Source organism: Chitinophagales bacterium (assembly GCA_019694975.1).
In the GTDB taxonomy this organism is placed as follows: Bacteria; Bacteroidota; Bacteroidia; order Chitinophagales; family UBA10324; genus JACCZZ01.
The window spans coordinates 381,382-401,277 of sequence record JAIBAY010000004.1; the positions used below are offsets into that span (position 1 = coordinate 381,382).

At 43.7% G+C, this 19,896-nt stretch carries 11 protein-coding genes and 2 rRNA genes; 11 read left to right on the plus strand and 2 right to left on the minus strand.

Translation table 11 applies throughout. From position 1 onward, the window contains the following. Nucleotides 1–20: 20 nt before the first annotated feature. The 7 genes from K1X61_10160 to K1X61_10190 all read left to right on the plus strand — a co-directional run bounded on the left by K1X61_10160 (nucleotide 21) and on the right by K1X61_10190 (nucleotide 11,791). Complete coding sequence (locus tag K1X61_10160; GenBank protein ID MBX7108999.1) at nucleotides 21–395, plus strand: four helix bundle protein; 375 nt, start codon at nucleotides 21–23, stop codon at nucleotides 393–395. Nucleotides 396–610: 215 nt separating this feature from the next. Beyond that, complete coding sequence (locus K1X61_10165; GenBank protein ID MBX7109000.1) at nucleotides 611–2,203, plus strand: putative maltokinase; 1,593 nt, start codon at nucleotides 611–613, stop codon at nucleotides 2,201–2,203. Between the two features lie 299 nt (nucleotides 2,204–2,502). Then, nucleotides 2,503–2,925, plus strand: coding sequence for a hypothetical protein (locus K1X61_10170; GenBank protein ID MBX7109001.1), 423 nt, complete (start codon nucleotides 2,503–2,505; stop codon nucleotides 2,923–2,925). A 448-nt stretch (nucleotides 2,926–3,373) separates the two neighbouring features. Next, on the plus strand, nucleotides 3,374–5,419 hold the full coding sequence (gene glgB, locus K1X61_10175) for a 1,4-alpha-glucan branching protein GlgB (GenBank protein ID MBX7109002.1): 2,046 nt from the start codon (nucleotides 3,374–3,376) through the stop codon (nucleotides 5,417–5,419). Nucleotides 5,420–7,085: 1,666 nt separating this feature from the next. Next, nucleotides 7,086–9,986, plus strand: a 23S ribosomal RNA gene (locus K1X61_10180). A gap of 124 nt (nucleotides 9,987–10,110) precedes the next feature. Then, nucleotides 10,111–10,222: ribosomal RNA gene (gene rrf, locus K1X61_10185) — 5S ribosomal RNA — on the plus strand. Nucleotides 10,223–10,546: 324 nt separating this feature from the next. Then, nucleotides 10,547–11,791, plus strand: a complete 1,245-nt coding sequence (locus K1X61_10190) for a hypothetical protein (GenBank protein MBX7109003.1) — start codon at nucleotides 10,547–10,549, stop codon at nucleotides 11,789–11,791. A 191-nt stretch (nucleotides 11,792–11,982) separates the two neighbouring features. Here K1X61_10190 and K1X61_10195 read toward each other — a convergent pair whose 3' ends face one another. Next, nucleotides 11,983–12,828: an AraC family transcriptional regulator gene (locus K1X61_10195; GenBank protein ID MBX7109004.1), complete on the minus strand. Its 846-nt coding sequence runs from the start codon at nucleotides 12,826–12,828 to the stop codon at nucleotides 11,983–11,985. A 129-nt stretch (nucleotides 12,829–12,957) separates the two neighbouring features. On the opposite strand from K1X61_10195, the gene K1X61_10200 reads away from it, so the two are divergent. The 4 genes from K1X61_10200 (at nucleotide 12,958) to K1X61_10215 (ending at nucleotide 18,888) form a co-directional block, all read left to right on the plus strand. After that, a complete protein-coding gene (locus tag K1X61_10200; GenBank protein MBX7109005.1) occupies nucleotides 12,958–13,794 on the plus strand; it encodes a phytanoyl-CoA dioxygenase family protein in 837 nt (278 codons plus the stop codon). Then, nucleotides 13,784–14,617, plus strand: coding sequence for a hypothetical protein (locus K1X61_10205; GenBank protein MBX7109006.1), 834 nt, complete (start codon nucleotides 13,784–13,786; stop codon nucleotides 14,615–14,617). The genes K1X61_10200 and K1X61_10205 overlap by 11 nt, the downstream gene beginning before the upstream one ends. Further along, on the plus strand, nucleotides 14,614–16,599 hold the full coding sequence (locus tag K1X61_10210; protein MBX7109007.1) for a glycoside hydrolase family 127 protein: 1,986 nt from the start codon (nucleotides 14,614–14,616) through the stop codon (nucleotides 16,597–16,599). Before K1X61_10205 ends, K1X61_10210 begins: the two co-directional genes overlap by 4 nt. Before the next feature lie 144 nt (nucleotides 16,600–16,743). Beyond that, nucleotides 16,744–18,888, plus strand: a complete 2,145-nt coding sequence (locus K1X61_10215; protein ID MBX7109008.1) for a GH92 family glycosyl hydrolase — start codon at nucleotides 16,744–16,746, stop codon at nucleotides 18,886–18,888. A 212-nt stretch (nucleotides 18,889–19,100) separates the two neighbouring features. On the opposite strand, the gene K1X61_10220 is transcribed toward K1X61_10215, so the two are convergent. Further along, on the minus strand, nucleotides 19,101–19,883 hold the full coding sequence (locus tag K1X61_10220; GenBank protein ID MBX7109009.1) for a TIR domain-containing protein: 783 nt from the start codon (nucleotides 19,881–19,883) through the stop codon (nucleotides 19,101–19,103). Nucleotides 19,884–19,896: the final 13 nt, after the last annotated feature.

Sequence of the window (19,896 nt, forward strand, 5' to 3'; positions counted from 1 at the left end):
CCCTATAAAAACCAACTTTTATGAAATTTGATTTACAGAATCGATTAGTTGACTTTACAGTCCAATGTTGTGATTTAGCTGAGTCATTGCCAAAGACAAGAACGGGAAACTATTTAGCTGATCATTTGATACGTGCGGGAATCTCTCCCTCGCTGAACTATTCAGAAGCTACCAGTGCAGAATCCGCAAATGATTTTGTGCATAAAATGAAAATTTGCATAAAAGAGCTGCGCGAAACAATGATTTGCATGGCCATAATCATAAAGAAGAAAATTCTTCCTCATCATGAATCAATAGCAAGACTGATGAAAGAAAATGACGAATTAATAGCTATATTTCATAAAAGCATCGACACTGCGAAATCAAATATTGAAAAGTTTGGAAAAGGAAAGTAAGCAGTGTTTCTTAGATGAATGTGCATCAGATGCTTTCATTGACATTCAATCATTCATCATTGAATATTGAATATTGGATATTGAATATTGGATATTGAATATTGAATATTCAACACTCAACACTCAACATTCAACATTCAACACTCAACACTCAACACGCAACGCTAACTACTCACTTTTAACTTTTCACCACTCACCACTCACCAAACCCAACCATGACCGAAGCACCCGAAAACAAAACAGATCTTGTGCTGGAACTGTCAAAACCCTGGCCTGAATTTCCACATGATATAGCAGCCACCGAACAACTGGAAAAAGCGATGTTGCCGGCATATATTCGTTCATGCCGTTGGTTTGGTGGCAAGGCAAGACGCATCACTGCCGTATGTCTCGACAGCGTGCTCACGATTACAGCTCCGGCAGCGGCCGGTGAACAGGTGTTTCACCTGATGATTGTGAAAGCCAAATACAAAACCGGTAAACTTGAGCAATACCTGCTGCCCTTGTCGATTGTTCCGGCCAGCCCTGCTGATGAAATCAATCTGAAGGGAATTATCGGCACCGTGAGGACAGATGACAAGGAGCTGCTGCTCATTGATGCCATTTATGATGAAGCCTTCAGAAAGACGTTGTTTCACCATCTCTTTCATTCTTCCGCTATCAAACAGGCAAACGGCTCCCTTTTCTTCAAAAAAGGAAAAGCCTTCCGGGAAAGCGATTTCTCTGAAAACATTTCATCACGCGTACTCGATGCCGATCAAAGTAATTCATCGCTGATTTTTGGTGAGAAATATTTCATGAAGATCTACCGAAAGCTTTTCAGGGAAACCAATCCTGACGTGGAGGTAGTAAGTTTCTTAACTGAGAAAGCCGGCTATGCTCACATTCCGGCTTTTGCCGGCAGCTTCGGCTGGAAAAAGGCTTACAGCGCACCCGTCACTTTTGGCATGATGCAGGAAAAAGTGGAAAGCATAAAAGATGTATGGTCGCTGGTGGGGGACTATCTCAATGAATATATTTTTGGCGTGGCGGATGGAACTAAAACCGTGAATCAGTTTGTGCTTGACCATGTAGGTTTGCTTGCTACAAGAACCGCTGAGATGCATTTGGGACTCGGCTGCGACGCAAATGATCCTGCTTTTGCACCCGAACCGTTCACCGACGAATACCGCGACTGGCTGTTTGCACATTTTGAATCGCTGCTGAAACGGCGACTGCAGCTGGCAAAGGAAAATTTCAATGCACTGGATGAAAAAGGAAAACCACTCGCTGAGCTTTTTATGCAGCAGGCCGATGCCATCCGCAACTTCTTCCTGCGCATCAAAACTCAACCGGTGCAATCACTGCGCACCCGCATTCATGGCGATTACCATCTCGGGCAGGTATTATATAACGGAAGCGATTACATCATTCTTGATTTTGAGGGAGAGCCGGAAAGTTCCATCAGCGACCGGAAGATCAAACATACTCCTTTAAAAGACGTTGCGGGCATGCTGCGGTCATTCCATTATGCCGTGAGTGCCAAACTATATTTCAGCCCTGAAACCCAAAACATCAGTGACGAACTGATGGACGAGGCCGCGCAGCATTGGTATAAAGTTGTTTCGGAAACATATCTGCAGCATTATTTCAAAGTGATGGAAGGTTCAGCCCTGATCAGCAGTGATAAAAGTGAGCAGGCTTTCCTGTTGCAAATGCATTTGCTCGAAAAAGCGATTTATGAATTGGGATATGAATTTAACGGAAGGCCTGCATGGGTCAAGATTCCGTTAAAGGGAATAGAACAGGTGTTGAAGGAATTGAGTTAGCGTTTGCACCATCCATAGGATGGATCCAGACACAGAAAAGAATTGAGTGCTGAATATTGAATTTTCAATACTGGATATTGAAAATTTTGATACACTCAACACTCAATTTTTAATAACCAATTTTTGTCCACTTACGACGTCCCTTCCGACTACCTTTAGCATTTAACTCTCTATTTTCTTATCCTCAGAAAAGTTGCAGTGAAAGCGCAAGCACAAACTATATTAAGAGCCAAAGTAGTGGCGAATCAAAAACGTGTTTCTTAAAATATTTATTATTTTTCACAAATAAAATAAGCTTTATGGAAACTACTCCAAATTCTCAATCACGAACTGAATTAGATTCTGCACGTTTTCTTAAGATGCAATCAAATCTCCATCAAGTTCTTTCTGAATTAAATGAAGGAACATGGATTCGTTTATTAAAGAATGGTGTCTGGCGCATTTTTCAACTGATCTCCTGGCTGATGTGCATTGCCATGTTGATATTTGCATTTTGGATACCAACAACATTAAATGCTATGATTTATTCAGACCAGGATACGCAAATTTCACTTCATGCAAGCAATACGGAATTTTCAGCTATCATTTGGGCCGTCAAAGCAATTTTTATTGTCTCAGGATTAACCTTTGCTATTATAGCCGTTCTTATTGGAGGAATTGTTTCGCGAAATAATCGATTGCAATCAATCTTTGAAAGATTTAAGCAGATTGATGTGATGTAAGTTTTAAACTTTGGTACTCCGTTAGTCCGGATTTTTTTCCAATCCGGACTAACGGAGAAGAGGATTTCTAATCCTCACATATTTCACAAAGCTTCACAGCACCTCTCCGATAGTCCGGACCTTTTTCCAATCCGGACCTGATGACAAAAGGATTTGTTAGTCCTCGCTATTTCTCGAACTTTCACAGTCCTTCCCATACTCTATAAATCTTATCTTGCCCAGGTTTAGCGAAGCATGACACGTTTCTTATTCGATAAGAAAGATCCCGCTATTCTTCATGGCAAAGCAGTATTTTTCAATGAGTAATTCCACCCCGCTGTCTCATTCTGATGAAAACAGCGGGTTAGGTATTACTTTTAGGAAAAAGTCCGTGTAATAACAGATACCATTCAAAAAAATGAAAACAGCACAATAGCTGATAAATATGGATACAACTACTGGTGAAACAATTACCGATGTACAACAGGAAACCTTACTTCCTGTTGAAGGCTATTCACTGCTTACCGCTTACGACATTGATCTTTTCAAGTCGGGCAAACATTATAAGCTGTATGAAAAGCTGGGCGCACACCTCGTTGAATACAAAAACACACAAGGCACCTGTTTCGCCGTCTGGGCGCCCAATGCCGCCATGGTTTCGGTAATCGGTAACTGGAATGGATGGAATAATCAGTCCCATAAACTGATTGCGCGTGGCGATGAGTCGGGCATATGGGAAGGCTTCATTCCACACATTGGCAAAGGAGAAGCCTACAAGTATTACATACAATCCAACTTCGGCGGGGCAGCTTTTGAAAAGGGAGATCCTTTCGCATTTTATTGGGAACAGCCGCCGAAGACAGCTTCCATCGTTTGGGATACCTGGAAAGAATGGAGCGACGATGCCTGGATGGAATTCAGGAAGACAAAGAACAAACTCAATCAGCCGTTTTCGGTGTATGAAGTGCATCTCGGTTCGTGGCGGAGAAGCCCGGATGATCCTGATAAAGTGCTCGACTATAAACAGCTGGCGGAAGAATTATCGAAGTATGTGAAAGAAATGAATTTCACCCATGTGGAATTGCTGCCCGTGATGGAACATCCGTTCTATGGTTCATGGGGTTACCAGGTGACCGGATTTTTTGCACCCAGCTCCAGGTTCGGCGAGCCGCAGGATTTCATGCAGCTCATTGAAACATTGCACAAAAACGGCATCGGTGTCATCCTCGATTGGGTGCCTTCCCATTTCCCGGGCGATGGCCACGGTTTGATTTATTTTGACGGCACGGCATTATATGAACATGCTGATCCCAGGAAGGGTTTTCACCCCGACTGGAACAGCTACATTTTCAATTACGGCAGAAATGAAGTGCGGTCGTTCCTGTTAAGCAATGCTTTTTTCTGGCTCGACCGTTATCATGCTGATGGATTGAGAGTGGATGCCGTAGCATCCATGCTGTACCTCGATTATTCCCGCAAGCAGGGAGAATGGGAACCCAATATCCATGGAGGAAGAGAGAACCTCGAAGCCATTTCCTTTTTGCAGGAATTCAATACCGCCGTGTTTAAAGAGTTTCCGGATGTACAGACCATCGCCGAAGAATCCACCAGCTTTCCCAAAGTGACTCGGATGGTTTCGGAAGGCGGACTGGGCTTCAGCATGAAATGGATGATGGGTTGGATGAATGACACGCTGAAATATTTTTCCACCGATCCCATCTACCGCAAATACCACCATAACCAGATTACTTTCAGCATCATGTATGCTTTCGCCGAAAATTTCATGTTGCCCTTTTCACACGATGAAGTGGTGCACCTGAAAAAATCGCTGCTCGATAAGATGCCGGGCGACCAGTGGCAGCAGTTTGCCAATATGCGGGCCATGCTCGTGTATATGTACACCCATCCGGGAACCAAGCTGCTATTCATGGGCGGCGAATTCGGGCAATACCGGGAATGGAACCACGAACAAAGTATAGACTGGCACCTGCTGGATTACAGTTCGCATAAAGGGTTGCAGCAACTCATGAAGGACCTCAATACGCTTTATACCAAAGAGCATGCGCTGTACGATAAAAATTTCTTACCCGACGGGTTTGAATGGATGAAGGTGGATGATGCGGAGCACAGCGTCCTCATCTATTGCAGGAAAGGCGTGAAAAAATCGGATGTCATGCTCATCGTGCTGAATCTCACTCCGGTGCCGCGTTATGATTACCGGACGGCTGTTCCGCTTCACGGTGAATGGAAAGAAATCCTTAATACCGATTCGGTGTACTACTGGGGAGCTGGGTTTACCACAAGAGGCAATGTGCATTCAGCAGCCACACCGTGGGACGACAAGAGCCACTCCGTAGAAATTGACATTCCGCCGATGGCTGCCTTGCTGTTTAAGTATGTCGAAAAGCGGAAAAGACGGATCATGCCGTCGGAAGCGGAGATACTGCCGGTTGGCAAAAAGAAGGTATCCACTGCGAATGTGAAGAAACAAAAAGGCGTGAAAAAGAAAAACTGAGAAATCTTCGCTGTGTCTAATGATCCAGCAAGTTATGTTGAAATTGAGTGTTCAATATTGAATATTCATTACTGAATATTGAAAAAATCAATACTCAATATCCAACGCCCAATATTCAATAACCAATGTAGGTTCTTGCCCAGGGCCGGCGTCCTCGCCGAGCTAGATGCAAGCATTACTATTCAAGTAATGTAAATGATTAGCGAGGAAGCCAACGACTGGCAACAATTGGATATTGAATATTGAATATTCATTATTGAATATTGAAAAAATCAATACTCAATATCCAACACCCAATATTCAATAATCAAGGTAGGTTCTTGCCCAAGGTCGGCGTCCTCGCCGAACAAACTGCAAGCTGTATCAGTTATGAAATGTAAATGATTAGCGAGGAAGCCAACGACTGGCAACAATTGGATATTGAATATTGAATATTCATTATTGAATATTGAAAAAATCAATACTCAATATCCAACACTCAATATTCAATAATCAATGTAGGTTCTTGCCCAAGGTCGGCGTCTTCTCTGATCTAACGGCAAGCGGTATTAGTCTTTGAATTCAAATGTTTGACTAAGAAGCCAACGACTGGCAACAATTGGATGTTGAATATTCATTACTGAATATTGAAAAAACCAACACTCAATATCCAACACCCAATATTCAATAATCAATGTTGGCACTTGCCCAAGATCGGTGTCTTCTCTGATCTAACGGCAAGCGGTATTAGTCTTTGAATTCAAATGTTTGACAAAGAAGCCAACGACTGGCAACAATTGAATATTGAATATTCATTATTGAATATTAAAAAAATAAATACTCAATATCCAACACCCAATATTCAATAATCAATGTTGGCACTTGCCCAAGATCGGTGTCTTCTCTGATCTAACGGCAAGCGGTATTAGTCTTTGAATTCAAATGTTTGACAAAGAAGCCAACGACTGGCAACAATTGGATGTTGAATATTGAATATTCATTACTGAATATTGAAAAAATCAATACTCAATATTCAACACTCAAGATTCAATAACCAATGTTGGCACTTGCCCAATGTCGGCGTCCTCGCCGAACATTGGATATTGAATATTCATTACTGAATATTGAAAAAATCAATACTCAATATCCAACACTCAATATCCAATTTTCTGCTTTTGAAAGAAGTCGGTGGTTAGTATTCTTTGCACATCTGCCGGCTATGGAATAGCAATATCGGGTGAGTGTGCCCGGCGAGGGCATTGATTTATTCAATCCTTTTTGTTCTTTTTTGCCGCTAACTTGATATTGCTGTATCACAAAGCATTGGGAAGCCGGAAGATGCATTTTGTAGTTTCAAATATTACAATCTGATAGTCAATCACTTATATCGGTCAGAATATTTTTTTTAAGCGCATAGTTGTAACTTCAGAAAATGACTTTACCTTTGTGTCCCGCTTTTGAAAAAGCACCCCCTTAAAAGTTCCTTTAAAACAACTGATTCTCCTCTGTATAAAAGCAGGAGTATTGCCTTGAACGGCTGATCGGTTACCGGTTCAGTGATGCCTCAGCAGATAAGCTCATCTGTGTTGACGCAAGCTGAATAATGTTCTTTGACATATTGAAACGGAAGTACAATTAATTAAAAATCATTAACAATACTCAAAATCGAGTGCGAGATATTGAAGATACGAAAGCAAGTAAGAGTATACGGAGGATGCCTTGGCTCTCAGAGGCGACGAAGGACGTGATAAGCTGCGAAAAGCTGCGGGGATCCGCAAATAGGAAGTGATCCGCAGATGTCCGAATGGGGCAACCCAGTACGTTGAAGACGTATTATCCCGGCGCAAGTCGGGAAGCAAACCCGGAGAACTGAAACATCTAAGTACCCGGAGGAAGAGAAAACAATTCAGTGATTCCGTAAGTAGTGGCGAGCGAAAGCGGATTAGCCCAAACCCTGATAACTACGGTTGTCGGGGGGTTGTAGGACTGCATTTAGAAACCATCATCAAGCAGAAGCTTCTGGAAAGCTGAACCAAAGAGGGTGATAGTCCCGTAAGCGAAAAATGATGGGGACGAGCAGTATCCTGAGTACCGCGGGGTCGGAGACGCCCTGTGGGAATCCACCAGCACCATCTGGTAAGGCTAAATACTCCTGAGAGACCGATAGTGAACTAGTACCGTAAGGGAAAGGTGAAAAGCACCCTAAACAAGGGAGTGAAATAGTACCTGAAACCGTATACTTACAAGCTGTGGGAGTTTTTCCGAGCAATCGGAAGGATGACCGCGTGCCTTTTGCATAATGAGCCTACGAGTTACACCTCTCTGGCAAGGTTAATGTCCGCAGGACAAGAGCCGCAGCGAAAGCAAGTCCGAACAGGGCGTTTAGTCAGTGGGGGTAGACGCGAAACCTTAGTGATCTACCCATGGGCAGGATGAAGTTCCGGTAACACGGAATGGAGGTCCGAACTTATTAGCGTTGAAAAGCTACAGGATGACCTGTGGGTAGGGGTGAAAGGCCAATCAAACTGGGAGATAGCTCGTACTCCCCGAAATGTTTTTAGGAACAGCCTCGGTTAAAACGTGTCATAGAGGTAGAGCTACCGATTGGGCTAGGGGACTTCACCGTCTACCAAACCCTGACGAACTCCGAATGCTATGACATAAAGCCGGGAGTGAGGCTTTGGGCGCTAAGGTCCAGGGCCGAGAGGGAAACAACCCAGACCATCAGCTAAGGTCCCTAAATCCATGCTAAGTTGATCAAACGATGTTTTACTGCTATGACAGCTAGGATGTTGGCTTGGAAGCAGCCATTCATTTAAAGAGTGCGTAACAGCTCACTAGTCGAGTGGTAGGGCGCGAAAAATAATCGGGCATCAAGCATGGTACCGACGCTATGGATCCCGACGCAAGTCGGGATGGTAGGGGAGCATTCCAATTGCATCGAAGGTTTCACATGAGTGAGGCTGGAGCGATTGGAAAAGCAGATGTAGGCATAAGTAACGATAAACCCCGTGAAAAACGGGGTCGCCGTAAGTCTAAGGGTTCCTGATCCACGTTAATCGAATCAGGGTTAGTCGGGTCCTAAGGTGTAGCCGAACGGCGAAGCCGATGGAAAATCAGTTAATATTCTGATACCGGCATATGTTGTGATGGGGTGACGGAGTAGTGAAAGGTCTGCGTTCTGACGGAATAGAACGTTGAAGCCTGTAGGTATAGGCTGGGCAGGTAAATCCGCCCGGTTTGCTGAAAGGTGACAGTACGGTGAGTCTTCGGACAAGCCGATAATGACCCTAATCAGACTCCCTAGAAAAACCTCTAAACTTCAGATGTATGCCGCCCGTACCGTAAACCGACACAGGTAGACGAGATGAGTAATCTAAGGCGCTCGAGTGAGCCGTGGTTAAGGAACTCGGCAAATTGGTCCTGTAACTTCGGAATAAAGGACGCTCTTCGCAAGAAGAGCCGCAGTGAAAAGGCCCAGGCGACTGTTTAACAAAAACACAGGGCTATGCTAATTCGCAAGAAGACGTATATGGCCTGAAACCTGCCCGGTGCTGGAAGGTTAAAGAAGGGGGTTCGGCGCAAGCCAAAGCTCTCGACTGAAGCCCCAGTAAACGGCGGCCGTAACTATAACGGTCCTAAGGTAGCGAAATTCCTTGTCGGGTAAGTTCCGACCTGCACGAATGGTCTAACGATCTGGGCACTGTCTCAACCACGAGCTCGGTGAAATTGTATTACCGGTGAAGATGCCGGTTTCCCGTCACGGGACGAAAAGACCCCATGAACCTTCACTATACCTTAGCATTGAGTCTGAGTAAATGATGTGTAGCATAGGTGGGAGACTTCGAAGCGGCCTCGTCAGGGGTCGTGGAGTCGCAATGTGAAATACCACCCTTTGTTTATTTAGATTCTAACTCCGCATCAGCGGAGAACAGTGCTAGGCGGGTAGTTTGACTGGGGTGGTCGCCTCCTAAAGTGTAACGGAGGCTTTCAAAGGTACCCTCAGCACGGTTGGTAACCGTGCCTTGAGTGCATTAGCAAAAGGGTGCTTGACTGCAAGACCAACAAGTCGAGCAGGGACGAAAGTCGGATAAAGTGATCCGGTGGTTCCGCATGGAAGGGCCATCGCTCAAAGGATAAAAGGTACTCTGGGGATAACAGGCTGATCTCCCCCAAGAGCTCATATCGACGGGGAGGTTTGGCACCTCGATGTCGGTTCGTCACATCCTGGGGCTGGAGAAGGTCCCAAGGGTTGAGCTGTTCGCTCATTAAAGTGGCACGTGAACTGGGTTCAGAACGTCGCAAGACAGTTCGGTCTCTATCTGTGATGGGCGTTGAAATTTGAGAGGAGATGACCCTAGTACGAGAGGACCGGGTTGTACGAACCTCTGGTGTACCTGTTGTGTTGCCAAATGCAGTGCAGGGTAGCTACGTTCGGCCATGATAAGCGCTGAAAGCATCTAAGCGCGAAGCATTCCTCAAGATGAGATTTCGTAGGACCGTGGCAGACGACCACGTTGATAGGTGGCAGGTGTAAAGGTGGTAACATCAAAGCCGAGCCATACTAATTGTCCGATTGCTTTCTATTTTTTTATTTTTCTTTGATTGTATTTCCGTTTTTCAATATTGTCACGATTTATTAAGTCTGAAGTTGTCAGTCCTTGGTCGTTAGTTTTCTTTCACTAAGTGTTGCTGCTTCTCACTAAAGATTTTTTGGTGACTTTGGCGAGCGGGTCCACCTCTTCCCATTCCGAACAGAGAAGTTAAGCCGCTCAGCGCTGATGGTACTGCACCAAAATGCGGGAGAGTAAGTCGTCGCCAGATCCTAAACCCTCAACCTGAAAAGGTTGGGGGTTTTTTTATTTAGAGCGAAGAAGGATGAATATGTATGCGGTTGGTAGAATATTATTGCCCGATCAAGTTTTTTCATAGGGACTGCTTTAGGGAGAAGGACCCAAATTGCTTTCAACTTCTGATTCTGCCGGCCTGTGAATGGCCGAAGCTTTGTTGCAACTATTCGGGATGATTCCGTATTATTCCATGAGCCATAATATTTCAAAATAAGCTGCACGGCAATTGTAAAATAATATCAGATGCTTTTTTACATTTGATCTGTATATCTATTTCTTAACTTATAAAATTTCTTATATGAAACTCAGCAACAGACTATCCTGTTTCACCGTACTCCTTCTTTTACTATTTGCCGGCAGCACATTCGCCCTGGATAATTTTATCAAGGGGTATGTTGTTTTGAATTCCGGCGATACTTTGCACGGACTGATTGAAGATGAAGAATGGAAAGTCAACCCCAGCCTCATCTACTTTAAGGATTCAGCAACTGCGGAACCAACTATCTTCTCGCCCCTGCAAATCTCCATGTTCAGGCTGGAAAAAGGCAACTGGTATGTAAGTTATTCCGGTCTGGTGGATGCAACATCGCTGGAAGTAAGCAAGTTGACCTACCATCCCAAACCTTATTATATCCGCGATACATTTTTTCTGCGTGTGCTGGAAGCTGGCGCGGCCTTTCTTTATTATGGCCGTGATATCAGGGAGCGGGATCACTTTTTCATCAGCAAGCCGGGTGATACCCTTGCGGAATTGCAATACAACCGTTATCTCGTGGGTGATGCTGATGGAACGCATACGAGGGCGAATGAAGGATATCGCTTGCAGCTGATGAACCTCATCTCCGATTGTGCAAGCCTGGCGGAAAAATTTATGACGTTGCCACTGGAATACAATAAGGCATCATTTGTATCACTCGTGCAGTCGTACAATCAATGTGAAGGAAGGCATGCTGAATATTCTGAACCTAAGGAAAACTGGACCTTTGAGTTTTTTGCCATTGCAGGAATCAATACCAGTAAGCTGCGGTTTCACGATAACACCGGCTACTACCTCACTTCGGCGAAAATGGAACGATCATTCGGCTATATGGCTGGTGTTGAATTGAATGCGATTACGCCGAGAAACAATAAGAGATGGTCGATCAACAATAAACTTTTCCTGAAGAATTACAAAGCATACGGCAACATCGCGGCTGACAATGAACCGGAAAATTCAATCTACATCGACTTTCTGTATCTTAAGTTAGCCACCACCATGCAGTATGCTTCCCTGAATACACGTGTGAAGCCATTTTTCGGATTAGGCATGACAAACGCTGTTGCCCTGAAGGATGTTAACACAAGAACATACAGTAACGGCAACGTGCTCCATCTTTTTAATGATGCCAGGAATTATGAGTTTGGCCTCCTGCTGGAAGGAGGACTTTCCATGAAAAAATTTTTGGTTACCGGCATGTTTGAACTATCCAATGGCATGACACCATTAGCCAATGTGCTGACCAGGGTGACTACCCTGTATCTGGCAGCGGGATATAAATTTTAGCAGGGCAACCTGTTGCAAGCAGCCGGAGTTCTTCACCCGTATTAATAATTTTGATTTACAACAGGAGAAATGCAACGGAAAACCTCCGCTGCATTTTTCATTGCCCGCTGAGACTGATTACATTTTTGGCGTATGAATTTTATGCATAGCAGATAGTCGGCAAAATACCAGGAAGAAGATTTACTGTTGGTTCATTCAATCCTTTTTCTGAATGCTGCAGGAGTGAACGCTTTTTTTCTCCTGAAAACGCGGTTGAAGTAAGTAATGCTTTCGAAACCGCATAACCCTGCAATTGTGGCGACCGTGCGATCGGTTTCCGTCAGCAAAGTACAAGCCTGCGCAATTCTGATCTCATTCACATAGTCAGAATAAGTCTTTCCGGTTGTCCGTTTGAAAAATTTGCAGAACGCGCTGGATGAAAGATGGATAAGTTTCGCAGCATCTTTTAATGAAATTTTTTTTGCGAAGTTCCGGTTCACATATTGGCAAACCTGGTTGATGCGGCTTTCATTTTCAGCTCCTTTAACAGAAATGAAATAGCCGGAAGAAAGAGGCTGCGATCTGAGACCTGAGAGTAAACTGAGCAAATGCAACAAACGAATTATCCGCTGCGGACCGTTAGCTGCTGTGAGTGATTTGAGTTCGAGTATAGCTTCAGTTGTATCCTTTTTAAAATGCAATCCTCTCTTGCTATCCGTTAATAATTTTTTTATACCTCTAAATTCTGATAACTCCATGAATGGTTTCATCAGTTCATCAGCAAACTGAACCACTGTTGCGGTACTTTTCTTCTTTTGATTCATTGGAACACTTTCCCAGGTGTGCGGCAATCCAGGTCCCAGCAAAACCAAATCACCGGATTCAAAATTTTTCAGGCTGTCGCCCACCAATCGCTTACCGTGGCCGCTTTCAATCAGCGTGACCTCATACTCGGGATGATAGTGCCATCTGAATGGAAATCCCGCGATCGTGAAGCGGAAGGCAATAACGGACTGCATCCCTTTTTTTACCTTGATATCCTCAAAACTGGCTTTCATGCTGCACTATATTTTCTTGAATATAGCTATAAAATTACCAGTATTGTCAATATAGTGCCAATATTTGCTGCTATCGTGTTGTCCGGCTACGGGAATTTCTGCAATTTTTGTATTCAATTAAAACTGCTTATGAACAACATCACACCTGCACTCTCACTAAAATGGAATAAACCATATTCCATTAGCAATGAGCAAATCAACTTTTTTAAAAAGAATGGATTCATTAAACTCAAAAATGTATTTACGCCTGAAGAGCTTCATTATATGGATGCGGTCATCACTCAGCAGGTTGACCGTTTGAATACAGAACGAAAATCTTTACAGGAGCGCGACACTTATGGTAAAGCATTCCTGCAGATTATGAATATCTGGACACAGTCTGATACCGTAAAGGAAATTGTTTTCAGCAAACGGATAGCAAAGATTGCGGCGAATCTGATGGAAGTTGCCGGCACGCGCCTCTACCACGATCAGGCCTTGTTTAAGGAGCCGGGCGGAGGCCACACGCCCTGGCATGCTGATCAGTTCTACTGGCCACTGGAAACCGACAGAACCATCACTGCCTGGATTCCACTGCAGGAAACACCGCTGGAAATGGGACCACTTGAATTTGCGGCACAAAGCTATAAACTCATTGCTGGGCGTGAACTGATGATCAGCGATGAAAGTCAGGAAAAGTTAGATGGTAACCTGAAAATAAACAACTTCCCGCACATCATCGAGCCATTTGAAGCAGGTGAAGTAAGCTTTCATTCCGGATGGCTATTTCATCGTGCAGGCGCAAATAAAAGTGGTCAGATGCGCAAGGTGATGACCATGATTTATATGGATCAGGAAATGAAACTGAAAAAGCCTGAAAATGAAAATCAGGTCAACGACTGGCATCGATGGTGCCCCGGAGCTGAAGTTGGTAAAGTGATCAACACACAGTTAAACCCTGTTCTTTATTCCCGCAATGAAGATTAAGTTCATATGCCCGTTTTGGGGTCAGGAACACCTGGATGCAGCAACCTTTGTTGCTAAGGTAATTGACCATGGATTTGATGGTATTGAAATCAATCTGCCTGTTGAAGGTTCTTTTACCCATCAGTTTTTGAAGGCGATTGAAAATGTTCGCATAACCAATCCGGAATTTATTTTCATTGCACAGGCAATGGTTACGGAAGATATTCTTGAGTTCACTGATCACCGCAGCAGCCTCGAAAGCAGATTGCAACAGCTCGTCAGTTTCCGGCCTGGCTTCATCAATGCACACACGGGCAAAGACCATTATTCATTTGACGACAATTGCAGGATCATTGAGTCCTGTATGAATATCAGTGTAAAATCAAACATCAGTATTTTGCACGAAACACATCGTGGAAGATTTTCATTTCATACAGCCACACTCATTCCATATCTGGAAAAATTTCCCGGGATAGCATTAACAGGTGACCTTTCCCATTTTTGTGTGGTTTCGGAGAACCTGTTACAAGATCAGCAGTCACTGTTACAAAAGATCTACCCTCATATCCAACATCTTCATGCACGGGTTGGGCAAGAACAGTCACCACAGGTGAATGATCCGTTTGCTCCTGCATGGAGAGGTCATCTTAAAGTGTTTTTGGATTGGTGGAATGAAATCATCCGCTGTAAAATTCAGGAGGGCAATGAAATGTTTACTGTTTGTCCTGAGTTTGGTCCGGCTCCTTACCTGCCCGATGATTCAGCCATACAACAACCAAGCGCTTATCAATGGAACATGAATGTTGTCATGAAAAATTTTCTCCAGGAATATTTATTAGTATGAACCATACATTATTACAATTATTTGTGTACACGATTGCAATTTTTCTGTTATCGTTCAAACCATGCTCTGCACAGTCTATGACGAGCGATCCGTTTAAAAAAATAAAGCCTGTTCCCGAACAGTTTCAGCAATTGCCACTCAATGCAGTCAGGCCAACAGGCTGGCTGCTGATGCAGTTACGGGAAAACCTTAATGGCTTCACCGGCTATCTGGATGAGTTAGCTCCCGATCTGTTAGTAAAAGATGATATCTACGGAACAGACCGCTTAACGAAGCATGTGGAAAGTAAAGATGTGGGAGCTGTTGCAGAGGGTGGCGACTGGCAGGTGCAGTTTCTGTGGTGGAACAGTGAAACACAGAGTAACTGGTGGGATGGTTATATCAGGACAGCTGTGTTATTGAATGATTCCGCAGCGCTTGATAAGGCCCAAAAATATATTGATAGAATTTTAAGTACGCAGGATGCAGATGGATATCTTGGAATCTACGATAAGGAATTGCGTTACCATTTCGACAATGAAAATGGAGAGCTGTGGTCGAAAGCTACGTTGCTGAGAGGGCTGCTCGGATGGTATGAATACACTAATGACCCGGAAATATTGAAAGCCATACAACGTGCAATTGACAATGTGATCGCCAATTATCCGGTTAATCAATCTCATCCTTTTTACTCCGTGAATCCAAATGCAGGCGGGCTTACCCATGGCCTTGCTTTTACTGATGTGCTTGAAAAATTATATCAGCATACAGTCAATCCGCAATATCTGGACTACTGTCTTTTCCTGTATAAGGATTTTTCTCAACAAAATTTAAATGAAGATGCGCAGTATAAAAAGCTTATCGACGGTGCGCTTCCGCTGCAGGGGCACGGAGTGCATACCTATGAACACCTGCGCTCAGTTGCAGCAGCATATTATGCGTCCGGAAATGACGATTTGAAATTTGCCATGAATGAATTTCTCAAAAAAATTGCTGCCTGTATCACCCCATCAGGCGCACCTGTCGGCGATGAATATATTGCCGGCAGAAAGGCAGATCCGCTCAATACCGGTTATGAGTATTGTTCTTTGCATGAGTTGCTGCAGGCCTATACCAGCCTGTTGGCTAAAACTGGTGAAGCATCTTATGGCGATAAAACAGAACAGCTGTTTTTTAATGCGGCTCAGGGGGCAAGATATCCTGACGGGAATTCCATTTGTTATCTGAAGACGGACAATTGCTATTATCTGACCGGTGGCATGAATGGTGATACAACCAACAAAAAGCAAACGAGATACCGTTACTCACCGGTGCACAAAGAGGCAGCGGTTTGCTGTGTACCGAATGCAGGCAGGATCGGACCGGCTTACATTCAAAGTATGTGGATGAGAAATGCAGATGAACTGGTTGCAACTTTGCTTGGCCCTTGTGAAGTGACGGCGAGTGTGAAGGGTCAGCAGGTGCTGATCCAGGAAATCACCAACTATCCTTTCGACAACGGCATCACATTTAGAATCAAAACAAAACAACCTATATACTTCACACTAAAAATCAGAAAACCTGTATGGGCATCGAAATTTGCCTGCCCGGTAAAACATCAATTGAAGGATGATTACATCGTAATCAGGAAAGAATGGAATGACGGAGATACCTTCACCATTCATTTTGATTCATCTGTTATTACCGAAACAGCATCCAACGGTGAGTACTTCTTCAGGTATGGTGCACTTGTGCTTGCGCATCCAATTACGGCTGCAGAAAGGATAACGAAACGATTTCCGGTTGGCGGGTTTACTGAATTTACCTGCACGCCGGATCAGCTTACTATTTATCAATATATAGAAAACAGCACTGTCCGGCCGGCTGCATCAGGTGACCTTCGCAGCGAGTTGACATTCCGGACTACGCTGTTCAATCCGGCAACCGGTTTGGAAGAAGAACTGGATTTGAAACCCATGTCGAAAACCACTTTAAGGCAGGTGACTTACAAGAGGAAAGAATAGTTACAGTTCAACTTTATGATAGTGAATTGCGATCAGTAAGTTGGTATTTCCCTGCAATCGTTCAATTTTTCATTGCATATTTTTTAATCTGTAAAGCTTCTGAAGAACTTAACATCTTGCTTTTTGGGTAAGAAATGAACTGGTATGATACGTCACATTATTTTCCTGTACGCTGCTCTTATATTAACAGGTTGTGAAGAAGAATCACAGCTTGCAAAAACGGACTACACGCAGTATGTAAACACATTCATTGGCACAGATGGCACCGGCCATACATTTCCCGGAGCCTGTATGCCCTTTGGAATGGTACAGCCAGGACCTGACAATGCCGACAGGGGTTGGGAATATGCCAGCGGATATCAGTACAGAGACACTGTCATCCTTGGCTTTTCACAAACAAGAGCCAATGGCACAGGCATCAATGAATTTGGTGATGTACTGCTGCAGCCTGTTACGGATAATAGAATAGAAGGGTTTGGTCAAATAAAACTGAAAACATCTGAAAGCGCTTCACCCGGATACTACACAGTTACCTTGCAAAATAAAGTGAGAGTTGAATTGACTGCTACGGAAAGGGTCGCATTCCATCAGTATAGCTATCCTGGTCATCAGGCAAAGTTATTGGTTGATCTGCAACATGGCCTGCGGTTTCTGACAGATTCATTAGTGTTGGAAAGCAATGTGCAGATCGAGAATGACACCACAATTTACGGTTACTGTCATACCAGGAATTGGGTAGAGCGTAAATACTTTTTTGTGATCCGCTTCAGTCAACCCTTCTATGCTGCCCTGCAACTGGAAAGGAAGCCACAGGAAAATGCACCACGTTATGTTTTGAGTTTTAATTTGAAGGATATGATGCTGAAAGCAAAAATTGCTTTATCAACAGTGAGTGTGAGCGGAGCTGAAAATAATCTGCAAAGAGAATTGCCCGGCTGGGATTTCATGAGAACAGTTTCCAATGCAAAAAACAGCTGGAATAAATATTTGAGCATGATAGATATTGAAGGAGATAAGCGACAAAAGGAGATTTTCTACACTTGCCTGTATCGTTTATTCATTCAACCCGCAAACATTGCTGATGCAGATGGCCGTTACAGAGGTGCCGATGATTCGATTCGTACTGCTGAGCACGGTGAATACTATTCAATGCTTTCATTGTGGGATACTTACCGTGCTGCCAATCCATTGTACACCATCCTTGTTCCTGAAAAAGTGTCCGGCCTGGTGAATACCATGATAGCGCATAGTAAGGCAGCGGGCTTCCTTCCCATCTGGACAGCATGGGGACAGGATAATTATTGTATGATTGGTAATCATGCCATTCCGGTGATCGCAGATGCATACCTGAAAGGAATTCCTGGTTTTGATGCAGAGGATGCGCTCAGGGAAATGATAAAATCAACAACAGTAAACCATATTAACAGCAACTGGAGCTTACTCGACAAGTATGGCTATTATCCCTTCGACAGCTTAGACAATGAAGCTGTATCACGTACACTTGAGCACGGTGTAGATGATTATTGCATCGCACTTATGGCCGACAAGATGGGTAAGCAAAACATTGGACAGCAGTATTACAAACGTTCAATGCTGTATAAAAATCTTTATGACAGTACTACACAACAAATGCGGGGAAAAGACAGCAAAGGATATTGGCGCACTCCTTTTAATCCGTTAATAGCCACTTCTCCCCTGAGTAATCCCGGCGACTATACAGAAGCCAATGCATGGCAATATTTCTGGACACCGGCACAATATGATATAGCCGGTATGATTCAATTGCTGGGCGGCAAGAAAAAATTCACTGCGCAACTCGACAGTTTCTTCAGTATTCAAACTCCACATCCCAATAAATATTTAGGGCAGGAAGCCATGATTGGCCAATACGCTCATGGCAACGAGCCCAGTCATCACATTGCCTACCTCTACGCTTATGCTGAGAAGCCGGAAAGAGGAAGACAGATTATTACGCAAATCTGCAATCAGTTTTATGGTAATACGCCGGATGGAATGATTGGTAACGATGACTGCGGACAAATGAGTGCCTGGTATATTTTTTCAACACTTGGCTTTTATCCGGTAAATCCTGCAAGCGGCGAGTATGTGTTTGGAATGCCTCAGGTAAAGAAGGCAGTCATTTATCTCAGCAACGGCAAATCTTTAACCATTGAAAATGAAATGCAGGATTCACACCAGGTCACTGCCTGTTTTGATGGCCAACCGGTTTCCAATCCATTCATTGAACATGCAACAATCAGCAAAGGCGGTGTTTTGGTATTTAAATAAAGTGGTTAAGTGAGCATGTAAGTTGAAAAGGTGCAGATGAATGAAGTGCGTAGAAATTTTCACAGGTATTCAGCAATAAATTCAAATCGCCACTGATTAGTCACATTTGTAACTGTTACTAGTCTGGGTCTTTCGCTTGCTTTGATCAGTCAACCAACGGGGCATATTTTGATCTATATCAGGAACAGTATGTTGGAAAGCAGGCGGTGCAGTTATGATTGCCCGCTGAGCATGATTTCTATTCCGCCAAATGAATTCCATACATAAGAAATGGTTGCCGTGCTGCCTGGAAGAAGATTTAGCATTAGTTTATTGGAACTATAGATCAGGCCCCGCCGAAGCTGGACTTCATATTTTCCCTGTTCGAGAGAAAATTTATAAGTCAGTTTGTTAACGAGTATTTCACCAATTTTTTTACCATTGACTAATACGTTTATGTTGCTTTCACTCTGGAGGAAACCCGGAGCCTTGTTAAAAAAACATAGTTGTGCTTTTTGCAATGACTCATTGGGGCGCCGGCTGGGGAATTTTTGAAGATATTTGGTTAAGCCATGAACGCCATTTTTAAATGCATCAAAATCTGTGTCTAACTTGAATTGCTCTGCATTTACCAGGCTGACAAGGCTCGAAGGCAAATCCATTTTGTGTGGTTTTTGGGCTTTGTCGAGCAAGACAACCACCAATGGTATTTTCTTTTCGAGGGCTTTTTCCAGTTCCATCCGTACAGGATCATCCGCCCTGTCAATCTTACGGGCTCTGCCTTCATTGCCGGTCGTGGCATTTAACCAATTGTGTCCGATGATGGCTAGTACAACATCTGAATTCTCCAGTTCTTTTATCATCTTTTTTTCAAAGTCCTGGCCAACCTTGATCTTTTCCGTGTCTATGAATACCTCAATCGGATACTCTGCTGTGCTTAAACGTAACAATGCTTTTTCCAATGCATGTGATTCATGCAAACTGTCATCCCGGCGGTAACTGAGAAAGAAACGCATACTGTTTAAAAAT

Excerpts from the sequence above, each read along its gene's own strand:
- K1X61_10200 (MBX7109005.1), top strand. The coding sequence starts at position 12,958 with ATGAACAACATCACACCTGCACTCTCACTAAAATGGAATAAACCATAT.
- K1X61_10165 (MBX7109000.1), top strand. The coding sequence starts at position 611 with ATGACCGAAGCACCCGAAAACAAAACAGATCTTGTGCTGGAACTGTCA.
- K1X61_10215 (MBX7109008.1), top strand. The coding sequence starts at position 16,744 with ATGATACGTCACATTATTTTCCTGTACGCTGCTCTTATATTAACAGGT.
- K1X61_10195 (MBX7109004.1), bottom strand. The coding sequence starts at position 12,828 with ATGAAAGCCAGTTTTGAGGATATCAAGGTAAAAAAAGGGATGCAGTCC.
- K1X61_10170 (MBX7109001.1), top strand. The coding sequence starts at position 2,503 with ATGGAAACTACTCCAAATTCTCAATCACGAACTGAATTAGATTCTGCA.
- K1X61_10205 (MBX7109006.1), top strand. The coding sequence starts at position 13,784 with ATGAAGATTAAGTTCATATGCCCGTTTTGGGGTCAGGAACACCTGGAT.
- K1X61_10190 (MBX7109003.1), top strand. The coding sequence starts at position 10,547 with ATGAAACTCAGCAACAGACTATCCTGTTTCACCGTACTCCTTCTTTTA.
- K1X61_10210 (MBX7109007.1), top strand. The coding sequence starts at position 14,614 with ATGAACCATACATTATTACAATTATTTGTGTACACGATTGCAATTTTT.
- K1X61_10160 (MBX7108999.1), top strand. The coding sequence starts at position 21 with ATGAAATTTGATTTACAGAATCGATTAGTTGACTTTACAGTCCAATGT.
- K1X61_10220 (MBX7109009.1), bottom strand. The coding sequence starts at position 19,883 with ATGCGTTTCTTTCTCAGTTACCGCCGGGATGACAGTTTGCATGAATCA.